This window comes from Sphingobium sp. HWE2-09 (assembly GCF_035989265.1).
Lineage (GTDB): Bacteria > Pseudomonadota > Alphaproteobacteria > Sphingomonadales > Sphingomonadaceae > Sphingobium.
The window spans coordinates 130,203-155,935 of sequence record NZ_JAYKZX010000001.1 but is presented as its reverse complement, the minus strand read 5'-3'; the positions used below and the strand labels follow the sequence as shown (position 1 = coordinate 155,935).

22 protein-coding genes are annotated in these 25,733 nt (G+C 63.2%); 12 read left to right on the top strand and 10 right to left on the bottom strand.

From position 1 onward, the window contains the following. Window positions 1–38 precede the first annotated feature (38 nt). Window positions 39–2,255 carry a beta-glucosidase family protein gene (locus U5A89_RS00690; protein WP_338159304.1) on the top strand — a complete coding sequence of 739 codons (2,217 nt, stop codon included), beginning with the start codon at window positions 39–41 and terminating at the stop codon, window positions 2,253–2,255. Between the two features lie 281 nt (window positions 2,256–2,536). Here the strand turns inward: U5A89_RS00690 and U5A89_RS00685 are convergent, their stop codons facing one another. The 4 genes from U5A89_RS00685 to U5A89_RS00670 all read right to left on the bottom strand — a co-directional run bounded on the left by U5A89_RS00685 (window position 2,537) and on the right by U5A89_RS00670 (window position 9,017). Continuing rightward, the gene (locus U5A89_RS00685; protein ID WP_338159303.1) at window positions 2,537–5,092 is read right to left on the bottom strand and encodes a TonB-dependent receptor; all 2,556 of its coding nucleotides are present in this window, start codon (window positions 5,090–5,092) and stop codon (window positions 2,537–2,539) included. Between the two features lie 390 nt (window positions 5,093–5,482). Further along, window positions 5,483–6,724 carry an NtaA/DmoA family FMN-dependent monooxygenase gene (locus U5A89_RS00680; protein ID WP_338160127.1) on the bottom strand — a complete coding sequence of 414 codons (1,242 nt, stop codon included), beginning with the start codon at window positions 6,722–6,724 and terminating at the stop codon, window positions 5,483–5,485. Next, window positions 6,642–7,694 carry an LLM class oxidoreductase gene (locus tag U5A89_RS00675; protein ID WP_338159302.1) on the bottom strand — a complete coding sequence of 351 codons (1,053 nt, stop codon included), beginning with the start codon at window positions 7,692–7,694 and terminating at the stop codon, window positions 6,642–6,644. Before U5A89_RS00675 ends, U5A89_RS00680 begins: the two co-directional genes overlap by 83 nt. Before the next feature lie 15 nt (window positions 7,695–7,709). Continuing rightward, a complete protein-coding gene (locus tag U5A89_RS00670; protein ID WP_338159301.1) occupies window positions 7,710–9,017 on the bottom strand; it encodes a M24 family metallopeptidase in 1,308 nt (435 codons plus the stop codon). Between the two features lie 174 nt (window positions 9,018–9,191). On the opposite strand from U5A89_RS00670, the gene U5A89_RS00665 reads away from it, so the two are divergent. The 3 genes from U5A89_RS00665 to U5A89_RS00655 are packed head-to-tail and all read left to right on the top strand — an operon-like array spanning window position 9,192 to window position 11,539. Continuing rightward, entirely contained in the window at window positions 9,192–10,034 is an 843-nt protein-coding gene (locus U5A89_RS00665; protein WP_338159300.1) for an alpha/beta hydrolase, read from the top strand. 37 nt (window positions 10,035–10,071) lie between these two features. Further along, entirely contained in the window at window positions 10,072–10,371 is a 300-nt protein-coding gene (locus U5A89_RS00660; protein WP_338159299.1) for a hypothetical protein, read from the top strand. Window positions 10,372–10,396: 25 nt separating this feature from the next. Then, window positions 10,397–11,539 (top strand): class I SAM-dependent methyltransferase, encoded by a 1,143-nt coding sequence (locus U5A89_RS00655; RefSeq protein WP_338159298.1) that lies wholly within the window; start codon window positions 10,397–10,399, stop codon window positions 11,537–11,539. A gap of 52 nt (window positions 11,540–11,591) precedes the next feature. Here U5A89_RS00655 and U5A89_RS00650 read toward each other — a convergent pair whose 3' ends face one another. The 3 genes from U5A89_RS00650 to U5A89_RS00640 are packed head-to-tail and all read right to left on the bottom strand — an operon-like array spanning window position 11,592 to window position 14,777. After that, a complete protein-coding gene (locus U5A89_RS00650; RefSeq protein ID WP_338159297.1) occupies window positions 11,592–12,890 on the bottom strand; it encodes an MFS transporter in 1,299 nt (432 codons plus the stop codon). Window positions 12,891–12,903: 13 nt separating this feature from the next. Beyond that, window positions 12,904–13,896 carry a phosphotransferase enzyme family protein gene (locus tag U5A89_RS00645; RefSeq protein WP_338159296.1) on the bottom strand — a complete coding sequence of 331 codons (993 nt, stop codon included), beginning with the start codon at window positions 13,894–13,896 and terminating at the stop codon, window positions 12,904–12,906. Further along, window positions 13,893–14,777, bottom strand: coding sequence for an alpha/beta fold hydrolase (locus tag U5A89_RS00640; RefSeq protein ID WP_338159295.1), 885 nt, complete (start codon window positions 14,775–14,777; stop codon window positions 13,893–13,895). Before U5A89_RS00640 ends, U5A89_RS00645 begins: the two co-directional genes overlap by 4 nt. A gap of 242 nt (window positions 14,778–15,019) precedes the next feature. Here U5A89_RS00640 and U5A89_RS00635 point away from each other — a divergent pair, with 242 nt between their 5' ends. Then, window positions 15,020–16,012, top strand: coding sequence for an alpha/beta fold hydrolase (locus tag U5A89_RS00635; protein ID WP_338159294.1), 993 nt, complete (start codon window positions 15,020–15,022; stop codon window positions 16,010–16,012). After that, window positions 16,009–17,019 carry an alpha/beta fold hydrolase gene (locus tag U5A89_RS00630; RefSeq protein WP_338159293.1) on the top strand — a complete coding sequence of 337 codons (1,011 nt, stop codon included), beginning with the start codon at window positions 16,009–16,011 and terminating at the stop codon, window positions 17,017–17,019. The genes U5A89_RS00635 and U5A89_RS00630 overlap by 4 nt, the downstream gene beginning before the upstream one ends. On the opposite strand, the gene leuD (U5A89_RS00625) is transcribed toward U5A89_RS00630, so the two are convergent. From leuD (U5A89_RS00625) to U5A89_RS00615, 3 genes are read right to left on the bottom strand one after another with little or no spacing between them, the layout of a single operon-like run. Further along, window positions 17,004–17,609 (bottom strand): 3-isopropylmalate dehydratase small subunit, encoded by a 606-nt coding sequence (gene leuD, locus U5A89_RS00625; RefSeq protein ID WP_338159292.1) that lies wholly within the window; start codon window positions 17,607–17,609, stop codon window positions 17,004–17,006. The two genes, U5A89_RS00630 and leuD (U5A89_RS00625), sit on opposite strands and share 16 nt — an antisense overlap. Next, the gene (locus U5A89_RS00620) at window positions 17,606–19,027 is read right to left on the bottom strand and encodes a 3-isopropylmalate dehydratase large subunit (protein ID WP_338159291.1); all 1,422 of its coding nucleotides are present in this window, start codon (window positions 19,025–19,027) and stop codon (window positions 17,606–17,608) included. The genes leuD (U5A89_RS00625) and U5A89_RS00620 overlap by 4 nt, the downstream gene beginning before the upstream one ends. After that, a complete protein-coding gene (locus tag U5A89_RS00615; protein WP_338159290.1) occupies window positions 19,024–20,232 on the bottom strand; it encodes a CaiB/BaiF CoA transferase family protein in 1,209 nt (402 codons plus the stop codon). The genes U5A89_RS00620 and U5A89_RS00615 overlap by 4 nt, the downstream gene beginning before the upstream one ends. A gap of 81 nt (window positions 20,233–20,313) precedes the next feature. Between U5A89_RS00615 and U5A89_RS00610 the strand changes: the two genes are divergently transcribed. From U5A89_RS00610 to leuD (U5A89_RS00585), 6 genes are read left to right on the top strand one after another with little or no spacing between them, the layout of a single operon-like run. Continuing rightward, window positions 20,314–21,264, top strand: a complete 951-nt coding sequence (locus U5A89_RS00610) for a hydroxymethylglutaryl-CoA lyase (RefSeq protein WP_338159289.1) — start codon at window positions 20,314–20,316, stop codon at window positions 21,262–21,264. Beyond that, window positions 21,261–21,944 (top strand): isochorismatase family protein, encoded by a 684-nt coding sequence (locus U5A89_RS00605; protein ID WP_338159288.1) that lies wholly within the window; start codon window positions 21,261–21,263, stop codon window positions 21,942–21,944. Before U5A89_RS00610 ends, U5A89_RS00605 begins: the two co-directional genes overlap by 4 nt. Then, the gene (locus U5A89_RS00600) at window positions 21,944–22,849 is read left to right on the top strand and encodes a polysaccharide deacetylase family protein (protein WP_338159287.1); all 906 of its coding nucleotides are present in this window, start codon (window positions 21,944–21,946) and stop codon (window positions 22,847–22,849) included. The genes U5A89_RS00605 and U5A89_RS00600 overlap by 1 nt, the downstream gene beginning before the upstream one ends. Beyond that, the gene (locus U5A89_RS00595; protein WP_338159286.1) at window positions 22,846–23,760 is read left to right on the top strand and encodes a polysaccharide deacetylase family protein; all 915 of its coding nucleotides are present in this window, start codon (window positions 22,846–22,848) and stop codon (window positions 23,758–23,760) included. The genes U5A89_RS00600 and U5A89_RS00595 overlap by 4 nt, the downstream gene beginning before the upstream one ends. Next, a complete protein-coding gene (gene leuC, locus U5A89_RS00590) occupies window positions 23,757–25,139 on the top strand; it encodes a 3-isopropylmalate dehydratase large subunit (protein WP_338160126.1) in 1,383 nt (460 codons plus the stop codon). Before U5A89_RS00595 ends, leuC begins: the two co-directional genes overlap by 4 nt. After that, on the top strand, window positions 25,136–25,732 hold the full coding sequence (leuD, locus tag U5A89_RS00585) for a 3-isopropylmalate dehydratase small subunit (RefSeq protein ID WP_338159285.1): 597 nt from the start codon (window positions 25,136–25,138) through the stop codon (window positions 25,730–25,732). The genes leuC and leuD (U5A89_RS00585) overlap by 4 nt, the downstream gene beginning before the upstream one ends. Window position 25,733 lies beyond the last annotated feature (1 nt).

The following is a 25,733-nucleotide window of genomic DNA, read 5'->3' as shown; positions in this document are numbered from 1 at the left end:
TGGCTGGCATGATTCCTCGCCTCGTGTCCTCATGCGCCATGGGCGCGCTCATCTGTGCGGGTGCGCAGGCGCAGGACGATAAAGCTGCGCCGGACGCGCGCGCGGCCAAGGCCGTCGCGCAGATGACGCTGGATGAAAAGATCGCGATGCTGCACGGCAATTTCGGATCGATCCTGCGCAAGACGCGCCCGAACGAAAAGCGCATCGGCGCGGGCCATGTCCCCGGCGTAGCGCGCCTTGGCATCCCGGACCTGTATGAAAGCGATGGTGGCTTGGGCGTCGGCAATGGCGGTTCGCTGCGGCCGGGCGACGTCGCTACTGCGCTACCGTCCGCGCTCGCGATCGGGGCGAGCTTCGACCCCGCCATCGCCTATGCGGGCGGCGCTATGATCGGCGCGGAAGCGCGGGCCAAGGGCTTTAACGTCCTGCTGGCCGGCGGCGTCAATCTGACGCGCGACGCATGGGGCGGGCGCAATTTCGAATATTTCGGCGAAGACGTGCTGCTGAGCGGCGTTATGGGCGGCGAAAGCATTCGGGGCATTCAGTCCAACGGGATTATCGCCACAGCCAAGCATTTCGCGCTCAATTCGCAGGAAAGCGGCCGTTATGTGTTGGACGCAAAGATCAGCGAAGGCGCACTGCGCGAAAGCGATCTGCTGGCGTTCCAGATTGCGATCGAACGCGGTCAGCCCGGGTCGGTCATGTGCGCCTATAACAAGGTCAATGGCGACTGGGCCTGCGAAAATGCCTTTCTGCTGACAGACGTATTGCGTCGCGATTGGCATTATCCCGGTTTCGTCATGTCGGATTGGGGCGGGGTCCATTCAACAGTCAAGGCGGCCAACGCGGGACTCGACCAACAATCGGGACAGGAACTGGACAAGGCGGTCTATTTCGGTCCGGCGTTGAAAGCCGCGGTGGAGAAGGGCGAAGTCGCGCAATCCACGATCGATACGAAGGTGCACCGCATACTGCGGACCATGTACGCCAGTGGTATCGTCGATCATCCGGCACCAGATACCCCCCAGCAGATCGACTATGCCGCGCATGAGGCCGTTGCGCAGAGCTCCGCCGAAGCGGGGATCGTTCTGCTGAAGAATGAACGCGGCGTGCTGCCGTTGGCGGCCAGTGCAAAGAAGATCGTGGTGATCGGCGGTCATGCCGATATTGGCGTGCTGTCGGGTGGCGGATCGTCGCAGGTGCAGGCGGTCAGCGGATCGCCCCTGCGCATTCCGATCCCGAACGGGCCGAAAAATCTGAGCTTCATCAAGACCACCTATCAAGGGAACGCCCCGCTTGCGGCCATCCGCGCGCGTGGCGCCGATGTCACCTATCTTGACGGCAGGGACGTGGCGGCCGCAACCGCAGCGGCGCGAGACGCGGATGTCGTGCTTGTGTTCGCCGAACAGTGGCGGACCGAAGCATTGGATATCGAGACGCTGGCGCTGCCAGGCGACCAGGATGCGCTGATCGATGCGGTCGCCGCCGCCAATCCGCGCACTGCCGTCGTGTTACAAACCGGTGGCGCGGTACTGATGCCCTGGCTGGACAAGGTCGCGGCCGTGGTCGAGGCTTGGTATCCGGGCGACCGCGGTGGTGAAGCCATCGCGCGCGTTCTCTTCGGCGAAATCGATGCATCCGGCCGCCTGCCGCTCAGCTTTCCTGCTCACAACCGCCAGCAACCGCGAGCCGAGATTCCAGGGCTGGGGAATGTGAAGGCGGCGATGATCGCCGAAGCCAACAAGCCACCGACGCAGGGCGCCACGACGATCGATATCAGCGGCGGTGTTGAAGGCTTCCCCGTCGATTATGTGGAAGGCGCGGACGTCGGCTATCGTTGGTTTGAACGGACGGGGGAAAAGCCGCTCTTTCCGTTCGGCCATGGCCTCTCCTACACCCGTTTCGCATACTCGGCGCTCAAAGTGTTTGGCGGCGCAAAGCCGATATTGACCTTCACCATCCGCAATGTCGGCCAGCGAGCAGGTACGGATGTGCCGCAGGCTTATGCCGCTGTGGCTGGCGCCGATGGAAAGATGATCCGTCGCCTAGTCGGCTTTCAACGTGTTGCGCTGAAACCGGGAGAAAGCAAAAGCGTCAGCCTGACCGTCGATCCGCGCCTGATTGCGCGGTTTGATACGGCGAAGCGCATCTGGCAGGTGCAGGGCTGCGACATGACGTTCGCTATCGGCACCGATGCGGAGACGATGGTGCTGACGGGGCATGGCCGTATTGCCGCAAGCCGTTTGCGGCCCTGACCTTACACTCTGCCCAACGCGTTGACTGCGATCTGCTAGTATAAGTGCAGATCTCCTGCTGCGGTAAGAAGCCTTGGGACCCTGGCTTTCGCCGGGGAACATAAACTGACCCAATGACATAAAAGCCCCCCGATGCCGCGGCATCGGGGGGCTTTTTATATGGTGTGTGGAATCTGATCGGCGGAAAGGTCAATCGCGCGGTCACACCTATTTTGTTTGTAAAGCAGGCACGAAAAAGGGCGCGGCGATGATGCCGCGCCCTTCTTTGTGGATATCCTGGGTTAGAAGGACAGCTTGGCCTGTACGCCTGCCGTCCGCTTTTCACGCAGGCCGACGACGATCGCCGAATGCGTGCTGGTATAGGCGAAGTTCGGCGTGAACTGATAATTGTCGGCAATCGACGTGTAAGCGTCGTTGTTGAAGACGTTGTTGACGAACGCCTGCAATGATAGCTGATTGATGGTCACGCCCACACGGGCATTCACATTGTAGAATTTGGGCGTCCGTACAATGTTGGCGGCGTTCGAATATACCCCGGACTTGTAAACATAGTCCGCACGGGCGAACCAACTCGATGCGTCCTGACCGCGAATGTCACCGCCGAACTGGATGCCCGCGCTGGCCGACCATTTGGACGTATTGGGCATTTGCTTGCCATTATAGTCGAACAGCCCGGACAGCTGACTAACGGTGGGCGACACATATTCCTTGATCTTGGAATCGTTCAAAGATCCAGCGCCGTTGATGGTGATGAGGTCGTTGACGGCAAAGCTGCCTTCGAACTCGATACCCTTCATGTCAACATTGCCAGTGTTGGCCGTACCCTGGATAAGCTGCGGTTGACCGGTAACCGGATCCTGGACCGCAAGAGCGATCGTGTTGATCTGATCCCGCCATTGCGCGAAATAACCGTCGAGGGCGTAACGGATGCGACCGTCGAGCAGCTTTCCCTTCAAGCCGATTTCATAGTTTGTGACCTTCTCAGGGCGCACGGTGATGCCGATGCCCGCTTCAATCGCCAGAGCGACGGTGGAGGCCGGAGCCGTCAGGAAACCGGTGTTGAATGCGCCCGGGTTCACACCCTTTGACCAGGATGCATAGACCATCGTGTTGCGATCGATATCATATTGACCAATGATACGCGGCAGGAAGTTCTTGTACGTTGCTGTGATCAGCGTGTCGCCATAGGCATAAAAGCCCGGTGTTGCGATCGCTGGATTTTTGATTTCAACGCCGGTCGGCTGGGCATAGGCATATAGCTTATCGATCTGATAACGACCTTCAGCATTGATCGTCAGCGCATCGAAGAACTTGTACGACAGGGCGAAGAAGGCACCCTTCGTGCGCGATTGTGTTTTACCTGACGTAGAGGCCACGAGGTTGGTCAGATCACCCGTATTGCCGCCCAGGTCAGCGGTGACCCAGTTATTCAAATAGCTTGCGCCGAGGGTTGCCCGCAACGGGCCACCATTGTCGAAGGTCAAACGGCCTTCCTGCGAAAAGTCGCTGTTCTTGCGTTCGACCAGGTAAGGGAAATTCCAGAACGTCACGCCAGCTGCAATATTTGCAGCTGCGGCGGCCTGTTGCGCAGCAGTGGCTGTCGGGAAAGGAATGGTATCCGAACCCATATTATCCAGGTCTACGAACGTGCTATAGAGTTCGCGGTTCATGGACGTGATCGAAGACGCCGTCAGTCCCGTGTCGCCAATTTCATAGTCGATCGCCAAATGGGCATGATAATATTTACGGAACAGACCAAAGTCCTGTGTGCCGTCCTTCGCATCGACAATGCGCCCGGTTGATTTTGCCAGCCATTGGGCGATGTTCGGCGTTAGTTCGGTGTTCTGCGAAGGCGCCAATGCGCTCAGCTTGGGTGCCACGCCGCAAATATAGGGGCGCTGAACCCGGATGCTGGCACCGGCGGATCCAACAGTGCCGGACTGTACGGCATTTAGCGTGCAGTTTGACTGGTTGGTCGTGATGGCCTTGCCGCCGGCGCTGTAACCAATGGCAGAAATCAAACCCTGCGCCGCCGGACCGTCATTATCTTCCGAGTATAGGCCGAACGCCTTGATTGTCAGACCGTCCACTGGCTTGGCGACGAGCAGGCCGTTGACGCTCTTGCTCGACTGATCGCCCAGTGTGTTGGTTCTTACCGGGCCGTAATTGCTGCCGTCATATTTGTTTTTGTACGAACCGCTCTTGGAGAATTTGTCGCCACCAACGCGGAAGGTCAGGGCATCGCCGAAGATTGGACCTTCAAGGTCGGCATGGAAACGATAATTGTTGCGCGTGCCACCCATGGCGAGCAGCGAGCCATGCCATTCACCGGTCGGCTCCTTGTTCACGACGTTTACAGCGCCAGCGAAGGTATTACGACCGAAATAGGCGCTCTGCGGACCCTTGAGCACTTCGATCCGGGCTGGATCGGTGATCGAGGTGAGGGCGGTCGGCGAGGAAACCGGGGCGCCGTCAATGAAGGTGGAGACGGTGGTCGACAGCGATGTCGAAGGGGTGAAGCCACGGATGATGATCTGCTGGAAGGAGCGATCGGCGCGGCCCGAGCTGTTGTTGTTGATGTTCATGCCGGGCGTGTTCGCTGCAAGCTCGGCAACCGAAGTAATGCCCTTGTTAGCGATGTCTTCGCTCGTCACGACCGACACGGCGACCGGCGTCTTGAGGACGTCTTCGGAACGCTTGCGGGCGGTGACGACGATTTCGCCGGCTTCGGGGGCATCGGCGGCCACCTGCGCGTGCAGCGGTGTTACCGCGCACATAATGGCCAAGGTCGAACACATCGTCGCCCCGATGACCAACTGCTTCCCCGTCTTATTCATTATATTCCCCTTCTAGAATACGAGCAGAAATAAAAATATTGATTAAGTCAGACTTTTCCTGACACTGTATTCGATGATCAATCGCGCCAGCCCTTGACTGGCGCTCGACACGTCCACAATTCCTGCTCGGGCAGCCATGTCTATGCAAAGCTTGCTCGTATGTGGGGTCCGGGCTTTCGACCGTGTCCCACATATGTGCTGGACGTATGTCGAGACTTTAGGAATTGCAGGCTGGCGGCAATTTGCATCCCCTGATTCTCCGCTATGCGGATAGTGGCTTCACCTAGTCCGGAAGCGACATCACGCCGTAACAATGACTTGACGCAAACGGCCCCGCCATCATCGATGGCGAGGCCGAAGTCGGGGCCATGGCTGGCAGGTCAAATGCGTCTATCGGCGGCTCGACAGACCCAGATGGCTGCGCAGAGTCGCGCCTTCATAATCGCGCCGCAGCAGGTTTTGATCCTGCAGCAACGGCACGACATGATCCACGAACAGTTTCAGCTCTTCAGGCATGAAGCCGGGCTGCAGCGTAAAGCCGTCGCAGCCGCCTTCTTTGATCCAATGGCCCATCCGGGCCGCCATCTGTTCAGGCGTGCCCACGAAGATCGCGTGACCGCGCGGTTGCCGAGCATAGCCGCGGCAATAGTCGGCAATCGACTGGCCGCGCTCGACGCCCGGCGTCAGCATCCGGCGAATATCTTCGGCCGGAAATTCGCATTCCGCCACGATCGTATCGATCGGGATCAGGTCTGTCGCATCGTGGCGAGTGAGGTCATAGCCGATCGATTCGCTCAGATATTCGATGCACAGGCCATCGTCCGCCATCTCCAGCAGTTCGCGCTCCTTGGCGATCGCGCCCTCTTCCGAATCCGCCAATATAAAGGCGAGGCCGGGCATGATCTTGACCCCATCGGGATCGCGCCCGGCGCGCGCCACGCGATCGCGAATGTCGGTCCGAAACGCCTGACCAGCCTCCAGCGTCGCTGCCGGGCAGAAGATCGCCTCTGCCGTCCTTGCGGCAAAATCGCGCCCGTCGCCCGACTGGCCCGCCTGCACCAGCACAGGTCGCCCCTGCGGCACATAGGGGGTGTCGAGCCGCCCTTCGACATCGAACCATTGCCCTTTGTGCGCAATGCCTGGCCGCGCCGGATCGTCCACCGCGTCCCACAACTGAGTCGCGACGTTCACAAACTCTTCGGCCCGCTGATAGCGCAGGCCTTTTTCCATCAATTCACTCTCGCCGAAATTGGGCGCGGAATTGGGATGGGCGGTGGTTACGATGTTCCAGCCTGCCCGGCCACCGCTTGCCAGATCCAGGCTGGCGAAGCGCTCGGCGACGCCGATGGGCGCATTATAGGTGGTGGACACGGTGGCGACGAGGCCGACCTTGTGCGTCACCGCGCCCATGGCCGAGAGCAGCGTGAAGGGATCGAGCGTCGGGATCGCCAGCCGTTCTGGCGTGCGTCCGGCGGCATCGCGCCCCTGCAACTGGTCGCCAAAGACGATCGCGTCGAACCGACCTCGCTCGGCCAGCTCAGCCACCTCTTCATAATAGGACCGGTCGAACACCGATCGCGGTTGCGCCAGCTTGTGCCGCCAGCCGCCGGGATAAAATCCGATGCCCTGCAAAAAGGCCCAGATGTGCAGTTCGCGTGGGGCCGTGCTCATGCCGCGACACTCCTCTTGGCACTATGGGGGTAGGGGGCACGGCCAGCGTGAGCCGTGCGCGCAATGTCGGGCCGGTCGGAGCCGCACCCATGGGACGCAGCGTCGCCAGCGCCGCCGGCGCATCGGTGGCGATGATGTGGAACCCGTCGGCCCCGTCAATATGGCTCGCCTGATCCAACGGGCATGCGCCGGGCACGCCATCGGGCGAGACCTTCGCCAACACCCGACCCGCAAATCCCCGCGTGCGCCATGTCGCAATCACGGTGGACAGGCTGGTGGCGTCATCGCCCCCGACCAGCAGCACGTCCGGCTGATAATCGGCCGCCGACATAATCGCGTCGTCCTCATCCGCCACCAGCACCGGATGCCCCTGCGGCGGACGGGCCGCGTTAAGCGGTCCCATCACATCGAAATGACTGCCGCGATAATCAACGCGCCGAACCCGACTGGTGTCGAGATAGCGTCCCGCCGCCTGATCGATCACCAGCGCATCGGCGTCCCAACTGTCCCACAGCGCCTGCGTCGCGCGCACCATATCGCCCGCCTTGGTCGGGATCTCTTCTTCGGTAACTGCATATTCGCTGCCGAATCCCGTCGCCCGCGCGTCCGTGTGGATCGCGCTTGGCAACCATCCCATCGTGCCGCCGGTCAGAAAGTCGGTCGCCGACAGCGCCCGTGCGACATGGAAGGGCAGGCTGAACAGCGCGGGCAGCACCGTAACCAGCGCCGCGCCATCAGCATCCGCCGCCAGCGTCGGCGCGCCGATCAGTGCATCCAGACGCCCCGGCACGACCGTCGCCCCATCCTGCCGCCCCAGCAGGAGCAGGTCCGCGCCCGCTTGCTTGCTTGCGGCTAGATCGGCGCGCAGCCGCGCCATCAAATCGGGACCGGCGGCGTCCGCTGCCAAGTCGATGCAGGTGGATAGGATCATGAAAAGTGTCCCGGTTCAGACTGTGACCAGATGGTCGGAAATGCTGTGGATCGGTTCGGCACCATCGGCGGTGATGAGCATCAGGTCTTCGACATGGGCCGATCCGCCCAGTCCCGTTTCGACCACCGGGCAATCCACGCTCAATATCATATTGGGCTGGAGCACCAGGTCGTCCTTGCGGTAGAAGCCGCCGCCATCGAGCGAGGGTTCGTCCGAATGCATCAGGCCCACGCTATGCGGGCCGAAGCCGACGAGGTGATCGAACCCAGCCTTGCGCACCGCGTCCGCACCGATCGCCACGATTTGCGAATAGCGCAGCCCCGGCTTCAACTGTTCGCGGATGGCGTTCCATCCGGTCCGCACCGCATCCGCCGCACGGCGTGCGCTGGCTAGCGGTTCGCCGACGAAGACGGTGCGCGCATAGTCGCCATGATAATGCTGGAAATGCCCCACGCCATCCAGGAACAGCGTCTGCCCGTCGCGAATATAGTCGCTGTCGATCAGTTCGGTAGATACTCGGTCCACCGTCATGAAGACCGCCTGATTGTCCCGCCGCGCGCTCTCGATCGCAAACTGGCGACGCAACTCGCCATAGCCTGCGCCCGCGCGCACGCTGGCCATCACTGCGTCCACCGCATCGGCATTGGCCTGCGCCGCGCGGCGCATCAGCGCGATTTCCAGCGGCGACTTGATGATGCGGATTTCGCGCAGGATCGTGTCGGCCGGGCCATGGCTGCCCGGACGGCCATGCCGTTCGCATACCGCCGCGATCACCTCATGGTCGATGGCGATCCGGCCTTCCCATAGGCCCAGTTCCCGCATGGCTCCCGCCAGCGCGCCGCCCGCATTGGCAAAGCGTCGCCCTGTGCCGACACCGTCCATCGCCGTGCGCCGCCGATGCTCGACCTCGCCCGCAGCCTGTTCAGTGCGGTCGGTAAAGCCCCACATCGGCTGGGGGTTGATCTCTGCGCTGCCGTCATTGTTGGTGTCGGCGAACAGGAACGGTGCGAGCGCAGGCTGGAGCGCGCCATCGGCAAAGCTGTAATAATAGATGAAGTCGGACGTTACGATCGCGGTCGGCCGCGCCGGATCGCGCGGCAACAGCGCAAAGGTGGTGGGCGGATGGCCGAGCTTGGTATTGGCGATCTGCGGCCAATACCCCAAAACATGAAACACGTTGATCGGATCGCCGACGACGATCCCGTCCAGCCCGTGCCTGGCCATCACCGCCCGGGCGCGCTCTAGATTGATCGGCCCGCCCTGACGCAACGCCATGCGCAGGGCGTCGTCGCCCGGATAGCCGATCGCGCCTGTGGATGCCATGATGCGTCCCATATCCTTTGCAATGTCCCTGTCATTTTTTGATAGACCCAATTCACCGGGCGGACCGAAATGCTGATCCGCCCTATCCGCCTGTCGGGAATCGGGGGGTGCAATGCTGCCATCGCCCTGTCGTCGCCGCACTGTGCGATGGGCATGGATCAGGAGAAGAAACTGGTGACTTACCCCGTGGATAGAGCGTTCATACGCATTGCCGAGGGGCAGGTGCATCTACACGCTATTGAAGCACCGGAAGCCGATCGGCCGCCGGTTTTGCTGCTCCATGCGTCTCCCGCTTCGTCACGCTTCATGGTGCCATTGATGCAGGCGCTGGCCGATGGTCACCGCAGCGTGATCGCGCCTGACACGCTGGGCAATGGCAACTCGCCAGCGCCTGTGGGGGAAGCGCCCGACATCGCCTATTTCGCCGACAGCATGGTCCGCCTGGCCGACGCGATGGGGATCGACCGGTTCGACGTCTATGGCAGCCATACCGGCGCGCGCATCGCCTGCGAACTCGCCGCCGCCCATCCCGATCGCGTGCGCCGCACCGTGTTCGACGGCATCACTGAATATGATGCGGACGTGCGCCAGCGCATCCTGGACAATTATGCGCCCACGGTCGTACCCGACGATTATGGCCAGCATCTGGTCTGGGCGTTCAATTTCGTGCGCGATCAGGCGCTCTATTTCCCCTATTTTGACCGGCGCGCCGAAAACCGCTTGCCGGGCGACATTCCTCCCGCCCATATTCTTAACGATGTGGTGATCGATGTGCTCAAGGCGCTCGACACCTATCACAAGCCTTATCTCGCCGCCTTCCGCTATCCCGCGTTCGAACGGATGAAGGCGATCGCGGGACCGGTGCTGCTGCTGCGCGCGGCCAAGGAACTGGCTGTGCTGAACATAGCGATCACCACGGCGCTCGACTCGCTGCCCGATGGCCGCAGCGTCGCCGTCAACTCCAGCCCGTCCGCCAAAGCGGCGGCGATGCTGGAATTTCTCGATGCGGCAGACTGATCCGCGCCTATATTCGATCTGAACCAACGGAATTGCCATGACACGTTCGACCAAAAGATTGCTGCCCATCCCCGGCCTCGCCAGCGCCGATGAACAGACGATGGCGATGATCGTCGCGCTGACCAGCGAAGTCACCGTGCTGCGCGCCCGCCTCGATGCGTTCGAACGCATTGCGGAGGCGGCTGGGCTGGTCAGCCGGTCGGATATCGATGCCTTCGTCCCCGATGCAGCGGCCGATGGCGAACGCGCCGCCCAGCGCCGCCGCACCCTGTCTCGCGTCTTCCGCGCGCTGCGCGAAGCGGGCGAGGCGGATCTGGCCGCCCAGCAGGCCGTTTGACCCCATTATCTTCAGGAGCGAACCGATGAACGCACCAGCCCCCCATCCGATGATCCCCGAACCCTCGCACGACGAAATGGCCGAACAGCTGTTCGTGCGCGACCTCAAACTATTCGTCATGGGCGATCTTGAACCGGTCCAGCGCACGATGGCGATGCAAGTGGCCGACGCCGTCGATGTGCGCGCCACCAACGATCCGGTCGGCAATCTGCGTAGCGAAATGATGGAGCGCGCGTCCTTCCGCCAATGGCTAGGGCTGCGCCGCGAATCGCAGCGGCTATTGTGGGACGTGGTCGGCGACAGCCTGGATCGCCGCGCGGACGAACTGGCCGATCGCGCCGCTATCGCCCAGCCCAAAGGCTCCGTCCGCACCAACCCCGATTTCCGCGCGCCCGGCTATCTGGTCGATGGCGACGTCCACCTGATGCCCGGGGGGTATGAAGCCGACCCCGGCGAAGGATCGGTCGCGCAGGGCGCGCTGATGGACCGCGGCGGCGCGATCTACATGCTGGGTCGCAACGGCGGTTATCTCAACGATTTTCGCGGCCAGACTGCGATGGCGCACGTCCTCACCTGTTATCCCGACCTCAACCCGCAAAAGATCGTGGAACTGGGCTGCGGCGTCGGGTCCAGCACCGCGCCGGCGGCCGTCTGCTTCCCGGACGCTGAAGTGCATGGCGTGGACGTGGGCGCTTCGATGCTGCGCTATGCCCATGCCCGCGCCGAACGGCTGGGCGTTGCCGTCCATTTCTCGCAGCAGAATGCGGAAAGCACGGACTTTCCCGATGGCAGCTTCGATCTCGTCTATACCTGCGCCGTCCTGCACGAAACGTCGCAGTCGGCGGTTATCAATATCCTCAAGGAAAGCCGCCGGCTGCTGCGGCCCGGCGGGGTCGCGGTCCATCTGGAAGTACCGTTGCTGATGACCATCGGATCGCTGTGGGACGAACTGTCCGCCGAGCTGGAGGCGGACTATAATAACGAACCCTATTGGCGTGGCGCGCTGACCGCCGACTATGATGCGCTGATGCGGGGCGCGGGCTTTGCGGATGTGCGCACCGGCTACCAGCGCGCATCGATGGGTGCGGCCCGTGACGCGAACCTACATTTCGGCCCGGACAGCGAAGGCGTCTTCCGCAGCTGGTTCGTGGCGTCCGGCCGGGCGTAGATCGCAGGCGATGTTGGGGAAGGGCGGGCAGCGATGCCCGCCCTTTTTTATGTCAGCGCGTGACGCGATGGCAAACGATATAAAGCAGCGCCGATGCAATGAAGGCCGGCACCGCGACATAGACGATCGCCGGACCGACCATAGCCGGATCGGCGAACACGCGGTCGGTCAGCAGGGCGACCAGCAGCGGCCCGATCGCCGCCCCGATGACAGTGTTGACCAGCCCGGTGGCCGACACCGCAACACCGCGCATGTCGGCTGGCATCGTCGCCTGAAGCCAGGCCAGCGTCATCGTCCCCATGATCGCTGCCGCCCCGCCCAGCGTTCCCACGAGCAACACGCAAGCCCATAAAGAGGGCAGGGCCACAGCCAGGCAGAAGAGTAGCCCGAGCAAAGGCGCGAATCGCAGCAGCGCCAATATGCCCCGTGTGCCCGATCGCTTGACCGCCGCATCGACCAGCGCTCCGCCCACCAGCGGCCCGGCAATGCCGAACGCCAGCGACACGGGGCTGAGCATCACCGCGACGCTGGCGGCATCCACCCCGAACCGCCGCGACAGCATGACAACCTGCCAACCGAATGCGGCATAGGAGCCAAGGAAGAACAGCGCGAAACCGCCATAGAGGGAGAAGAGGGACAGCCGCTGCGCATTGAAATAGCGGGCGACGGCGCGGAACTGGCCGACATCGGTCGCTACCGCCGTGCCTTTGCGGGGCGGTTCGCGCACGGTCAGGCAGGCGATCACGACGATCACGCCTGCCATGCCGCACATCAGGAACATGACGCGCCATGGGGCGAGGCCATCCAGCACCGGCACCCCGGCAAAGCCGCCCGCACCCGCATGTTTCAGTAGGACGCCCGCGATAAGGAAGGACAGACCGGTCGCGACCGACTGGCCCATCAGATAGACGCCGATCGCCTTGCCCCGCTTGGCTGGCGGAAACAGATCCGCGATCAGCGATATGGCGGCAGGCGCCAGCGCCGCTTCGCCCAGTCCCACCAGGATGCGGCACAGGAACAGCGCGCCGAAACTATGGGTGAACCCGCTTGCCGCCGTGGCGATGCTCCATAGCGCGATGCCCGCCGCGACCAGATTGCGGCGCGAAAGGCGATCGGCGACGAAGCCCAGCCACACGCCGACCACCGCATAGAAGAGGCCGAACGCCAAACCCTGCAACAGGCTGATCTGCACGTCGGTCAGGCCGATATCGGCCTTCACCGCATCCACGACGATCGCCAATATGCCCCGGTCGATGACCGACAATATGGAGGCGGCGAACAACAGGGCGACGGCCCACCAGGCGCGCGCCGGGCGATAGTCGTCCACGATTGCGGCGGTCGTCGCCTCCATGCCTGTCATATCCTTACAGCAGGCCGAGCGGACGGGCGCGCGACTTGATATAGTCGGCCAGCCAGTCCATCCCCTGGAACCGCAGCGTGCCGCGACCCACGCTGTTGGACGAATGGGCCATGCCTGCGACCAGGCGAAATGCCTTGGCCAGCAGGAACAGTTCCTTGCTTTCCTTCTCCCGCGCGCTGAACGGACGGACGCTATCATATCCCGCTTCGAACGCTTCGCCATAGGAGGGGGAGAAGCCGTAGAAGAGGTTGCCCCAGACAAAGTTCTGCACGTCCTGCATCATATAATCTTCGCCCAGACCGTCGAAGTCGAGGAAGGTCATGCTGCCGTCTTCGGCGACATGGATGTTGCTGGGGTGGAAATCGCAATGGCAGATGCCGATCGGCATTTCGTCGCCCTGAATCTCGCGCAGCCGATCGGCCAAAGTGCGACCGATAATCTCATAATCGCGCCGATCTTCGGGCCGATCATAGGTGAAGTCGAGTAGGGCCGGCACGGTCACCTGGAAACGCACGGCGTTGTCGGTGGTGAACACATGGTCGGGTCCGGCATATTCCAGCCCCAGCAGATGCATCTTGGCAAACAGCGCGCCCATGCGGTGCGCAGTATCAACGTTCAGGCAATTGCCGAACTTGGTGCCTTCCGCCCAGTCATACAAAGCGACCGCGCGCTCGCCTTCCGGCGCGTCCAGCTTGAAATAGAGCGATCCGTCGCGCGCATGGATCGGCGTGGATGCTGGGAAGCCGCGCTGCCGCAGATAATCGAGGAAGTTCAGTTCATAGCTGACCTCGTCCGCGTCGCGATAATCCTTGCGCCATACCCGCAGCGCGTAACGGGTGTCGGCAGTCTGGATGATATAGACGTCGTTCATGCCGCGATAGAGCAGCAGGCCGGTCACCGTTCCTTTGACCGAATAACGTTCGGCGACTTCGCGCGCCAGGAAACTGGCATCGACGACGGAATGGGCGACCTGCGCCCGGACTAAAGTAGTGGTCATTGCGAAACTCCTGAAGAAAGAGGATTGTCGAGATAGCGGCGCATCGCAAGGGCGAGTGCGGCGACACTGTCGGGAATATGGAAAATATCGCGATCGAACCCGGCCAGCCGCTCGACCGTGGCGTTGGGGATCAGGCCCGCCGCGGCGATCGACGCCTGCGCAATGTCTTCATCGGGTTGCAGTAGCAGCACCGGCTGCGTCACCAACGGCAGCCGCGCTTCATAGTCGTAATCCCACACGCCCAGATAGGCCCAGGCCGCCCGGTCGAGGGGCTTCAACTTGTCGATCCAAAGCGCGGCTGCATCGTCCAGCGTCATGCCAGCGCGACGCTGCGCCACGACATAGTCCCACAGCTTGGCAGCCAGATCGAGCGCGACCGAACCGCTCTCGTCCAGCTGCGCAAACTCCTGGGCGGCGCGCAGCCGTTCGGCCCGCTCCTGCGCTGGCCGCATAGGGATGCCAGACAATATCAGCCGCCGGATGTTACGCGGCATCGCCAGGGCCAGTTCCATCGCCAGCAATGTGCCGGTGTGAAATCCGTAAACATCGAACGGTCCGCGCAGCAGTGGTGCAAGCGCATCGAGCGCTTCGGAAAAGCAGGCGGCATAGCCTGCCATGTCGATCGGCGCGGGTGGTGCATCGGACATGCCATAGCCCGGCGTGTCGAGCGCGATCACCACCCGGTCCGTTCCCATGGCGGCGGTCAGGTGGCGATATTCCAGGCTGGACGAAGGATTTTGATGCAGCAGCACGAGCGGCGGCGCGTCGTTGCGCACGGCGGGCCGGGACAGGCGATAGTGAATCTGGCCGTATCGGCCCGGCGCATAGCCCCGCTGCACAGCAGGGGCGTCGGATCGCCCGGCAATGATGCTGCTGGTCATGGGTCGAGGCTCCGTTGGAGCGCGACGCTGGACCTTAATGCCGCGTCGCGAATGTTGAAAACTTATGACAAGCCCCGGACCGAACAATTCGCCACCCTTGCATGTCCACCAGGCGGATAAATGGGGGTGGGTCGGGCCGGGGTGCGACTTCCGCTCTGTCCGTCCTTCGGATAATGACGGGCGTGCCGATGCCACGGCCCTGCGCGGCCCCCACCATCCGCGCAAATGGGAGGCCCAGACCAATGATGCGATATGCGATTCCGACCCTTTTGATGGCGATGGCCGTCGTGCCTGCCGCGCAGGCGCAGGGTGCGCCGTCTGCCCCCTCAGCCGAAGCGGTGCCGCAGCGCTTGACGCTGGCCGAACTGCGTAAACGCTATCAGAAGCCGGGCGATCGCTATGTGAATGTCAGCGGCGTGGACATACGCTATCGCGACGAGGGCAAGGGGCCGGTCCTGCTGCTGCTGCACGGATCGCGCAGCACGCTCAACGCCTGGGACGGCGTGACCGCGCGGCTCAAGGATCGTTATCGCATCGTCCGCTACGATCAACCGCCAACGGGCCTGTCGGGTCCGCTCAGCGACGCGGCGCGGGCCGCCATCGGATCGCCCGAAGGGCTGGTGCGCGGCTTCCTCGACAAGCTGGGCGTGGACAAGGTGATCGTCGTCGGCGTGTCGAGCGGCGGCACGGCGGGCTATTATTTTGCCGCCGCCTATCCCGACCGGGTGGAGGCGCTGGTTCTGTCCAATACGCCGTCGGACCCTGTCCCCAACCTCAAGGTCAAGACGCCGCCGAAACTTGAGGCGGCGGTAGAGAAGTTCAAGCGCACTGGCGTGGAAGGCCTGGATTTCTGGACCGAATATCTTGCCTCCCTCTATGGCGAACCCAGCCGGATCAAGCCGGGCCTGATCGACTATTATTACAACATCAACCTGCGCCAGAAAGAGCCTAACATGCTGGGCCTCTATGCGCTGACGGCCAATGCGGACGTCACGATGGCGCGGCTGGCGGCGGTGAAGGCGCCCACGCTCATCCTCTGGGGGATGCGGGATCATGTGCTCAAACCCGAAAATGGGCAGGCGCTCTATGGCTATCTGACCGGGGCTAAAAGCCGCTCCTTCGTGGCGCTGGACGATGTCGGCCATTATCCGCCGATGGAATCGCCCGAACGCATCGCCGACCTGATCGACACCTATCTGCGGGACGGCCTCAACTTTCGTAAGAGTCCCAAATGATGGTCAAGCTGCTGCGCCTGATCGGCATTGTGCTAGCCGTCCTGATCGTGGCGTTCCTCGGCTGGTTCGGTGCGGCGAAAGCGGGCTGGCTGGCGACGGATCGCGCCGCGATGATCGCTCGCTATGCCGGGCCGCCCTCCCGCTTCATCACCGTCGATAGCGTGCCCATGCATGTCCGGGTGGAGGGGCAGGGCTATCCTGTGCTGATGCTCCACGGGTCCAACCAGAATCTGCAACAATGGGATCCGCTGGTCGAGCGGCTGGGCGGGCATTACCGGATCATCCGGGTGGACTGGTCGCCCTATGGCCTGAGCGGTCCCGACCCGAAGCGCGAATATAGCAATGTCCGCGCTGCCCGGCTGGTCAGCGGCGTGCTCGACGCGCTCAAGGTCGACAAGGTCGCTGTCATCTCGACCTCCAACGGCGCGAATGTCGCGCTGCAACTCAATGCCGACCAGCCGGATCGCATATCGGCCATGTCCTTCTCGATCCTGCCGCTCGAACGGCCGAGTCAGACGCGCGCGATCAACTGGAAGATCAAGGCGGCGCTGGCGTTCCACGAAAAATGGCTGCCTTATTATCATCCGAAATTCTATTATCGCTGGATTTTCGAGGATACGTCGCATCCCGGTTGGGACGTCCCCGACGCCCTTCCGCAGATGATGTATGACATGGCGAACATGCCCGGCGTCATCCCGCCCCAAAAAGCCTATATCGCGTCCAATACCAAACTGTTCAAAACCACCGATGTCGGCGCGATCGCGCAGACGGTGAAGGCGCCCACGCAACTGATCTGGTGCGAACTGGATACGGTGATTTCGCAGGGACCGGAAGCGACGACACGCCGCTTCACCAACACGCAGGTCGATGTCGTGCGCTATCCTGACGTGGGCCATTGGCCGATGTGGGAGCAGCCCGATCGCTTCGCCAAGGACGTGAAGGCGTTCCTGGATCGCACCGTGGGGGCGCAAACCCCCACGGCCGCTGCGGATCAGGCGGGGAGGTAAACCCAGGGGCGACGTTCCGCGTCGGCGGCGCGGAACGCTGTTATCTCCTGCCGCCGTTTGAGGGTCAGTTCGATCGCGTCCAGTCCCTCCATCAGCATCTCGCGCGGTTCGTCAGCGAGGGTAAAGGACCATGACGCCTCGCCCGCGCGAACGGTCAGGGTGGCTAGGTCTACTATGACCTCGGTATCAAGCGCTGCGATCTGCGCGATCGCCTCAGCAACTAGAACCACCGGTGCGACGCCGTTGCGGATGCAATTACCCTGAAAGATCGGGTTGAACGACGGCGCGATGATCGCGCGAAATCCATATTCCGCCAGCGCCCATACGGCATGTTCCCGGCTCGACCCACAGCCGAAATTGGGACCGCCCAGCAAGATGCGGGCATCGTGATAGCGCGGCTGGTTCAGCACGAAGTCCGGATTAGGCTCCCGGCCCCCCACCCGGGTGTAGCGCCACCCGGCGAACAGCCCGTCGGCAAGGCCCGTCTTGGATACCGACGTCATCTCGCGCGACGGGATGATCGCGTCGGTATCGATATTCTCGCGCAGCAGCGGCGCGGCAATGGCGGTCAGGCGAACGAGCGGTGTCATGGCAGCGCCTCCAGTGCGCGAGGATCGGTGATGCGCCCGGCCAGTGCCGATGCGGCAACGGTTTCGGGCGACGCCAGATGGGTGCGCGTGCGCGGTCCCTGCCGACTTTCGAAATTCCGGTTGGTGGAACTGATGACCCGTTCTTCCGGCCCAAAACTTTCGCCCCCTGCAAAGAAGCACATCGAACAGCCCGACTCACGCCATTCGAAGCCAGCGTCGGTAAAGATGCGATCCAGCCCTTCCGCTTCGGCTGCCAGCTTCACCTGACTGGACCCAGGCACGCAGATCGCCCGCACGCCATTGGCGACCTTGCGCCCTTTCAGGATCGCGGCGGCGCGGCGCAGGTCGGTGATGCGGCTATTGGTGCAGGAACCAATGAACGCCGCGTCGATGGTCAAGTCGCCCAGCGCCTCGCCAGCAGCAATGCCCATATAGGACAAGGCGCGATCATAGGCGTCGCGGCTGTCGCGTGCCGATGCAGTGGTAAAATCGGGTACGGTATCGCCCAGCGCCATCGCCTGCTGCGGGCTGGTGCCCCATGTCACCATCGGCGTGACGGCGGCCGCGTCGATCACATGTTCGGCCGCGAACATCGCGCCGACATCGCTGCGCAATGTGGACCAGAGCGCGACCGCCTGATCCCACATATCCCCGGTCGGGGCATAGGGGCGGCCCTTCAAATAAGAGAATGTCTTGTCATCCGGCGCGATCGTTGCGCCGAAAGCGGCCAGTTCGGTCGCCAGATTGCACAAAGTCATGCGCGCTTCCATGTCGAGCGCCTCGACCGCCGTACCGGCAAATTCGACAATATGCCCCTTCGCGCCTGCCGACCCCAGCGTCGCGACGATATGCAGCGCCAGATCCTTGGCGGTGACGCCAGCCGCCAGTTCGTTGTCGATGCGAATGCGCATATTCAGTGGACGCGCAACCCGCAACGTCATCGTCGCCAGCGCATGCTCCGCCTCGGTCGATCCGATGCCCCATGCCAGCGCGCCGAACGCGCCCTGCGTGCAGGTGTGGCTGTCGGGACAGACCAGGGTTACGCCTGGCAGCACGATGCCTTGTTCGGGCGACACGACATGGACGATCCCCTGTCGCGGATCATGCAGGTCGAACAAGGTGATACCCGCCGCCAGCGCCCCTTCGCGTGTCGCGGTCAAGAAGGCAGTGCCCGTCGGCATCAACGTCTTGTCCGATCGTCCCGGCAGCGTATCGACGATATGGTCCATCGTCGCAAACACTTGCTGCGGGGCCATAACAGAGCGCCCGGCATCGGCCAGGCTCTTCAGCGCCACGCCGCCGGTCCGCTCATGCAGCAGGACGCGATCGATCAGCAGCAGGTCGGTGCCGCCGTCCAACTGCGCCACGCTGTGCGCGCGCCAGAGCTTTTCGGCTAGAGTGAGCGCCTCTTCAGTCATGCGAGCGCTCCTTCCTCCGCACCGATCACGCCGCGGTCACGCAGCGCCGCGATGGCGGTGGCGTCCAGCCCAATGTCGGCCAGGATTGCGGCAGCATCTTCACCGGCGCGCGGCAGACCACGCTCGCCATGCGGACGCTCGCCGTCCAGTTCCACCGGCAGGGCAGGCAGGCGCGTGCGCGTGCCATTTTCCAGGTCCAGTTCGACCAATCCGCCACTCTGGTTCAGATGCGGATCGTCGAACAGATCCTCTGGTCGTGCGATCGGCGCGAAGGCGACGCCGGACGCTTCCAGCCGGGGCACCAGATCGGCGCGCGGATGGCGGGCGAAGAGCGCGCGCACGACCGGCAGAATGATGTCGCGGGCGCGTACCCGGTCGTTATTCCTGGCATAGGCCGGGTCGCTGCCGATCTCACCCAGATCGAACGCCTTGACGAACGACGCCCATTGCCCGTCGCTGACCACGCCGACGAACAATTGCTCGCCCTCGTTCGCGGTTTCGAACACATCGTAGATCGCCCAGGCAGAAATGCGCACCGGCATGGGTTGGGCGGCGACGCCCGTCACCGCCATCTGCGCCATATGCTGACCGACCAGGAAGGCGGTGGTTTCATAAAGCGAGGATTTGACTTCGCCGCCAACGCCCGTGCGATGCCGCCGCTCCAGCGCCGCGAGGATGCCGATGACGCCGAACATGCCGCCCGCCACATCGATGACCGACGCGCCCGCGCGCAGCGGTCGTCCGGGCGGACCGGTCATATAGGCCAGGCCACCCATCATCTGCGTCACTTCGTCCAGCGCTGTGCGGTTTTCATAGGGGCCGGACAGGAAACCCTTGGCCGAATAATAGATGAGGCCAGGATTGCTCTGCTGGAATTGGTCGGGACCAAGGCCCATTTTCTGTAGCGCGCCGGGGCGGAAATTCTCGACCAGGACGTCCGCCAACTCGACCAGTTGAACAGCGAGTTGGACACCTTCTGGCGTTTTCAGGTCGATGCAGATGCTGCGCTTGTTGCGGTTGAACATCGGGAAATAGCCAGCGCCCGATCCCAGCAAGCGGCGCGTCTGGTCACCGCCGATCGGCTCGACCTTGATCACTTCGGCACCAAGATCGGCCAGGATCACGCCGGTGGATGGCCCCATCACCATATGGCTGAATTCCACCACGCGGATACCTGCCAGCGGTAGCTCCCCTTTTGTCGTCATCTTGCCCAACCTCGTCTGACCATCTATATGGCTTAATTGATATACAATTATACCAATTAAGCAAGCAGGAGCGAGAAGGCGATGACGGACGTGCTGATCAGCGAGGTCGGGCCGCGCGACGGATTGCAAAGCATCAGTCGGATCATGGCGACCGCCGACAAGAAGGCGTGGATCGACGGCGCTGTGGCCGCGGGCGTGCGCGAGGTGGAGGTCGGCAGCTTCGTGCCCGCCAAGCTGTTGCCGCAATTGGCCGACACGGCTGAGGTCACCGCCTATGCCGCGACCATTCCCGGCCTGACCGTCGCCGCACTCGTCCCCAACCTCAAAGGCGCGCAGGCGGCGATCGAGGCAGGCGCGCACAAGATCACGCTGCCGCTGTCGTGCAGCGAAACGCATAGCCTCGCCAACCTGCGCCGCACCCATGACCAGGTGCTGGCCGAAGCAAAAGCGATCGGTGACCTGATCGCGACGCTGCCCGCCGACCGCCGCCCCCATTTCGAAGGAAGCCTCTCGACCGTGTTCGGCTGTACGCTGGAGGGGGCGATTCCCGATGCGCAGGTTGCCCGCTTGGCCGAGGCTTTGATGACGGCGGGATGCGACGAGGTCGGGCTGGCCGACACGACCGGCTATGCCGATCCGTCCGCCGTCCGCGCGATCGTGAAGCTGGTGCGCGGCGTCGTGGGCGATGCGGCGTTGACCGGCATCCACCTGCACAATACGCGCGGGCTGGGTCTTGCCAATGTGCTGGCGGCGCTGGACGCCGGGCTGACGACCTTCGACAGTTCGCTGGGTGGCCTTGGCGGCTGCCCGTTCGCGCCGGGTGCGAGCGGCAATATCGTCACCGAAGATCTCGTCTTCATGTTCGAGGCAATGGGCCTGCGCACCGGCATCGATCTGGACGCTCTGTTCGCGGTGCGGAGACTGGTCGCCGCCGCGCTTGAGGGCGAGCCGCTCTACGGCTTCACACCGGAAGCAGGCCTGCCGCTTGGCTTCCATCCGGCGAGCGCCCGCAGCCATGGAGTAGCGGCATGACGATAATCGGCACCCATATGGTCAGCGACGGCCGCACCGCCCGGCAGATATTCGACGACGTGATGGCCAACCCGGCTCGTACCAAATTCGGCTTCGGCACGAAGCTGGCGATCGTCAATGTCGATTTCCAGAACGCCTATACGCGGATCGACAGCTACAAGACCGCCTATGAAACCGATCCACGCCAGATCGAGCACGTCAACACCATATCCCGCCTGGCGCGCGCAAAGGGGATGCCGGTCATCTGGACCCATGTCGGCTATATGGACAATGCCGCCGACGCGGGCGTGTGGGGCACTCGTACCGATACGCCGGACTCGCTCCAAAATATCAAGGTGCCAAGCCCGCGCCATGATTTCGACGAACGCTGCCGGATCGATGCGTCGGTCGATGCCATCTACGTCAAGCGTATGCCGTCGGCTTTTTTCGAAACGCCGCTCAACTCCTATCTGCGCTGGCACAAGGTCGACACGGTCGTCGTCACCGGCGGGTCGACATCCGGCTGCGTGCGCGCCACGGCGGTCGATGCGCTGTCCTACGGCTTCCGCACCATCGTCCCCATTGAAACGACCGCCGACAAGCATGAAAGCTATCATTTCGCGAACCTGACCGACCTTCAGCTGAAATATGCCGATGTCGAACCGGTGCAGACGGTGATCGACTGGCTGGAGGCGCGCTGATGCGTGAAGGCGCAGCCGATCCCGGCCTTTATCCCTACAGCCCCTATCGCGGGCGTCCGAAGATCGCATGGCCCGACGGCAAAAAGGTTGCGGTGTGGATTTCGCCGAACCTGGAATTTTACGAACTCGATCCGCCCGCCAATCCGCATCGCAAAAGCTGGGCGAAGCCGCATCCTGACGTGGTCGGCTACAGCCATCGCGACTATGCCAATCGCGTGGGCCATTGGCGCATGGCCGAGATGATGGAAAAGCACGGCTTCAAGGGTTCGGTCTCGCTCTCGGTCGCGCTGTGCCAGCATGTTCCCGAAGTCGTCGCCAACGCCAATGAATTGGGTTGGGAGTTCTTCAGCCACGGCATCTACAACACCCGATACAGCTACGGCATGGACGAGGCTCAGGAACGCGCGATCATCGAGGATTCGATCCGCACCGTGCGCGACGCGACCGGCCAGACGATCAAGGGCTGGCTCGCCCCGGCGTTGACGCACACGCCGCGCACGCTTGATTTGATCGCCGAATATGGCCTGACTTATACCTGCGACCTCTATCATGACGACCAGCCTGGGCCGGTGTCGGTCGCAAAGGGTCGGCTCATCTCCATGCCCTACAGCCTGGAGGTGAACGATCATTATGGTTTCTTCATCTATAATATGTCGCCGCGCGACTATGCCGAAACGCTGATCCGCCAATATGACCGGCTGGCCGAAGAAGGCGAAGCGTCCGGTACGGTCATGTGCATTCCGCTGCACAGCTATCTGATCGGCCAGCCGCACCGCATCGGGGCGTTCGAGCGGGTGCTGGAACATATCGTAGCGGACGGTCGTGCCTGGATCACGCGCAGCGGCGACATCGCCGATCATTATCTGACCCACTATTATGACGCGGCGGAGGCGCAAGGCGCATGACTCTGGACCCCGCCTATCTGGACTATCCGCATCGCCAGCAGGGCATGGATCATGACCTGTATCCCTGGTCCAACCTCTTCACCCGACCGCCGATCGCATGGGACGACGGCAAGCGCGTACTGACCTGGATTGTCGTCGATCTCGAATGGTTTCCGATCACGCCCGAAGACAAGCCGTTCCGCGCGCCGGGTCATATGCAGACGGCCTATCCCGACTATCGCCACTATACCGCGCGCGATTATGGTAGTCGGGTCGGCATCTATCGCCTGCTCGACGCGGCAGAGAAGGTAGGCGCTCGCATTTCTGTCGCCGCCAATGGCGCCATCGCGCAGCGCTATCCCGAACTGATCCGCGATATTGTGGCGGGCGGGCATGAGATCATCGCGCATAGCACCGACATGAACGGCACGATCGCCACCGGCATCGTTGAAGACGCTGAGCGCGCCCTGATCGCCGGATCGCTCGACGCGATCGAGGCGGCGTCCGGCACCCGGCCCACCGGCTGGCTCTCCATCGCCCGCTCGCAAAGTTTCGATACGCCGCGCCTGCTGGCACAGGCGGGGCTGACCTATATGTGCGATTGGGTAAATGACGACCTGCCCTATGCGATGCAGACAGGCGCGGGGCGCATCCTCAACCTGCCGCTCAACCACGAACTGTCCGACCGGCAGATATTGACCGTGCAGCAGCAGTCGGTGGACAGCTATGTCGAGCAAATGCAGGACGCTTTCCACTGGCTGGATGGAGAGGCGAAGACGCATGGCGGGCGGATGCTGCCACTCAACGTCACCCCCTATATCATGGGCCTGCCCTATCGCATCGCCGCGTTCGAGCGGTTGCTCAGCTGGCTCGCCGCGCAGGACGCGCATGGCTTCGCGCGCGGCGACGCCATCGCCCGGCAGGTGTCCTGACGATGGCGCGCACGCTCTATGACAAGTTGTGGGACGCCCATGTCGTGGCGGAAGGGGCGGATGGGCAGACTTTGCTCTATGTCGATCGCCACCTGCTGCATGAAGTCAGCACGCCGCAATCCTTCGAGCTGCTGCGCGAGGATGGGCTGCCCGTCCATCGCCCCGCGACGCAATTGGCGGTGGCGGACCATAGCGTTCCCACCCATGATCGCGACCAGCCGATCGCCGACCCGCAGGCCGCCGCCCAAGTCGCGCTGCTCGAAGCCAATTGCGCGCAGTTCGGCATCGAATATCTGGCGCTCGACGGGCCGGGGCAGGGCATCGTCCATGTCATCGGTCCCGAACAAGGCTTTACGCTGCCGGGCATCAGCTTCGTGTGCGGCGACAGCCATAGCGCGACCCATGGCGCATTCGGAACGCTGGCTTTCGGCATCGGCGCCAGCGAATGTGGCATCGTCATGGCGGCGCAGGCGCTGTGGCAGGTGAAGGCGAAGCGGATGCGCGTCACCTTCACCGGCGCGTTGCAGCCCGGCGTCACGGCCAAGGATATGGCGCTCGCCATGATCGGCCAGATCGGCGCGTCCGGCGCGGTTGGCTACGCTATCGAATTTGCAGGCGAAGCCGTGCGGGCCTTGTCGATGGAAGGACGCATGACGCTCTGCAACATGGCGATCGAGGCCGGATCGCGCACCGGTCTGGTCGCCCCCGACGAAACCACCTTCGCCTATCTGAAAGGCCGCCCGCGCGTTCCGCAAGGCGCGGATTGGGACGCGGCTCTCGCCTATTGGCGCACCCTGCCCAGCGATACGGATGCGTCCTTCGACACCGAAGTGACGATCGCCGCCGACGCCATCGCGCCCCATGTCACCTTCGGCACCAGCCCCGATCAGGTGCTGCCGGTGACCGCCGCCGTGCCGCAGGGCGAAGCCAAACTTGCCAAAGCGCTGGCCTATATGGACCTGCAACCGGGCGAAGCGATGGATGGCTTGGCGATCGACCATGCCTTCATCGGCAGTTGCACCAATGGCCGGATCGAAGATCTGCGCGCCGCCGCCGCCATCGCATCGCGCGGCCATGTCGCGGCGGGCGTCCGCGCGCTGGTCGTGCCGGGATCGGGCGCGGTCAAGCGGCAGGCGGAGGCGGAGGGGCTGGACCGCATCTTCATCGACGCCGGTTTCGAATGGCGCGATCCGGGCTGTTCGCTGTGCGTCGCGATGAACGACGATCGCTTGCCGGCGGGCGCGCGCTGTGCCTCCACCTCCAACCGCAATTTCGAAGGACGGCAGGGGGCGGGCGCGCGCACGCACCTGATGAGTCCGGCCATGGTCGCCGCCGCCGCCATCATGGGCCGCATCGTGGACGTAAGGACCATGGCATGACGCCGCTTGTCACCGTTACCGGCCCGGCGCTCTCGCTGCCGGACGCCGATGTCGATACCGACATCATCTACCCCGCCCGCTTCCTGCTCATCACGGAGAAGAAGGGGCTTGGCCGCTATGCCTTCCACGATCGCCGCGATGCCCCTGGCTTCCCGCTCGCGCCCGGCATCGATCAGGCGCCGCCGGTGCTGGTCGCCGGCCCCAATTTCGGCTGCGGGTCCAGCCGCGAACAGGCGCCATGGGCTTTGGCGGGGCTGGGCATCCGCGTGATTATCGCGGAAAGTTTCGGCGAAATCTTCTTTTCCAACTGCTTCAAGAACGGCCAGCTGCCGATCCGGCTGGACGTAGCGACCGTGGAGCGGCTGCACGCTGCCGCCGGCGCGGGCCTGCCCTTCGCCATCGATCTGGAGGCGCGGACGCTGACTGTCGGCAACGACGCGCCGATCCTCTTCACCGTGGACGATGGACGGCGCGAAGCGCTGCTCAACGGCTGGAACGACATATCGCGCATCCGCGCGTTGCACGGAGCGGACATCGCCCGCTTCGAACAGGCACAGCAGCAGGCTGCGCCCTGGCTCTGGACAAAAGGATAGA

What these genes read in the sequence shown, in the direction of transcription:
- U5A89_RS00645 (WP_338159296.1), bottom strand. Translation starts at nt 13,896, where the DNA reads ATGACCACTACTTTAGTCCGGGCGCAGGTCGCCCATTCCGTCGTCGAT.
- U5A89_RS00660 (WP_338159299.1), top strand. Translation starts at nt 10,072, where the DNA reads ATGACACGTTCGACCAAAAGATTGCTGCCCATCCCCGGCCTCGCCAGC.
- U5A89_RS00685 (WP_338159303.1), bottom strand. Translation starts at nt 5,092, where the DNA reads ATGAATAAGACGGGGAAGCAGTTGGTCATCGGGGCGACGATGTGTTCG.
- U5A89_RS00620 (WP_338159291.1), bottom strand. Translation starts at nt 19,027, where the DNA reads ATGACTGAAGAGGCGCTCACTCTAGCCGAAAAGCTCTGGCGCGCGCAC.
- U5A89_RS00605 (WP_338159288.1), top strand. Translation starts at nt 21,261, where the DNA reads ATGACGATAATCGGCACCCATATGGTCAGCGACGGCCGCACCGCCCGG.
- U5A89_RS00595 (WP_338159286.1), top strand. Translation starts at nt 22,846, where the DNA reads ATGACTCTGGACCCCGCCTATCTGGACTATCCGCATCGCCAGCAGGGC.
- leuD (WP_338159292.1), bottom strand. Translation starts at nt 17,609, where the DNA reads ATGACACCGCTCGTTCGCCTGACCGCCATTGCCGCGCCGCTGCTGCGC.
- U5A89_RS00640 (WP_338159295.1), bottom strand. Translation starts at nt 14,777, where the DNA reads ATGACCAGCAGCATCATTGCCGGGCGATCCGACGCCCCTGCTGTGCAG.
- U5A89_RS00600 (WP_338159287.1), top strand. Translation starts at nt 21,944, where the DNA reads ATGCGTGAAGGCGCAGCCGATCCCGGCCTTTATCCCTACAGCCCCTAT.
- U5A89_RS00630 (WP_338159293.1), top strand. Translation starts at nt 16,009, where the DNA reads ATGATGGTCAAGCTGCTGCGCCTGATCGGCATTGTGCTAGCCGTCCTG.
- U5A89_RS00615 (WP_338159290.1), bottom strand. Translation starts at nt 20,232, where the DNA reads ATGACGACAAAAGGGGAGCTACCGCTGGCAGGTATCCGCGTGGTGGAA.
- U5A89_RS00650 (WP_338159297.1), bottom strand. Translation starts at nt 12,890, where the DNA reads ATGGAGGCGACGACCGCCGCAATCGTGGACGACTATCGCCCGGCGCGC.
- U5A89_RS00655 (WP_338159298.1), top strand. Translation starts at nt 10,397, where the DNA reads ATGAACGCACCAGCCCCCCATCCGATGATCCCCGAACCCTCGCACGAC.
- U5A89_RS00690 (WP_338159304.1), top strand. Translation starts at nt 39, where the DNA reads ATGGGCGCGCTCATCTGTGCGGGTGCGCAGGCGCAGGACGATAAAGCT.
- leuD (WP_338159285.1), top strand. Translation starts at nt 25,136, where the DNA reads ATGACGCCGCTTGTCACCGTTACCGGCCCGGCGCTCTCGCTGCCGGAC.
- U5A89_RS00675 (WP_338159302.1), bottom strand. Translation starts at nt 7,694, where the DNA reads ATGATCCTATCCACCTGCATCGACTTGGCAGCGGACGCCGCCGGTCCC.
- U5A89_RS00635 (WP_338159294.1), top strand. Translation starts at nt 15,020, where the DNA reads ATGATGCGATATGCGATTCCGACCCTTTTGATGGCGATGGCCGTCGTG.
- U5A89_RS00610 (WP_338159289.1), top strand. Translation starts at nt 20,314, where the DNA reads ATGACGGACGTGCTGATCAGCGAGGTCGGGCCGCGCGACGGATTGCAA.
- U5A89_RS00670 (WP_338159301.1), bottom strand. Translation starts at nt 9,017, where the DNA reads ATGGCATCCACAGGCGCGATCGGCTATCCGGGCGACGACGCCCTGCGC.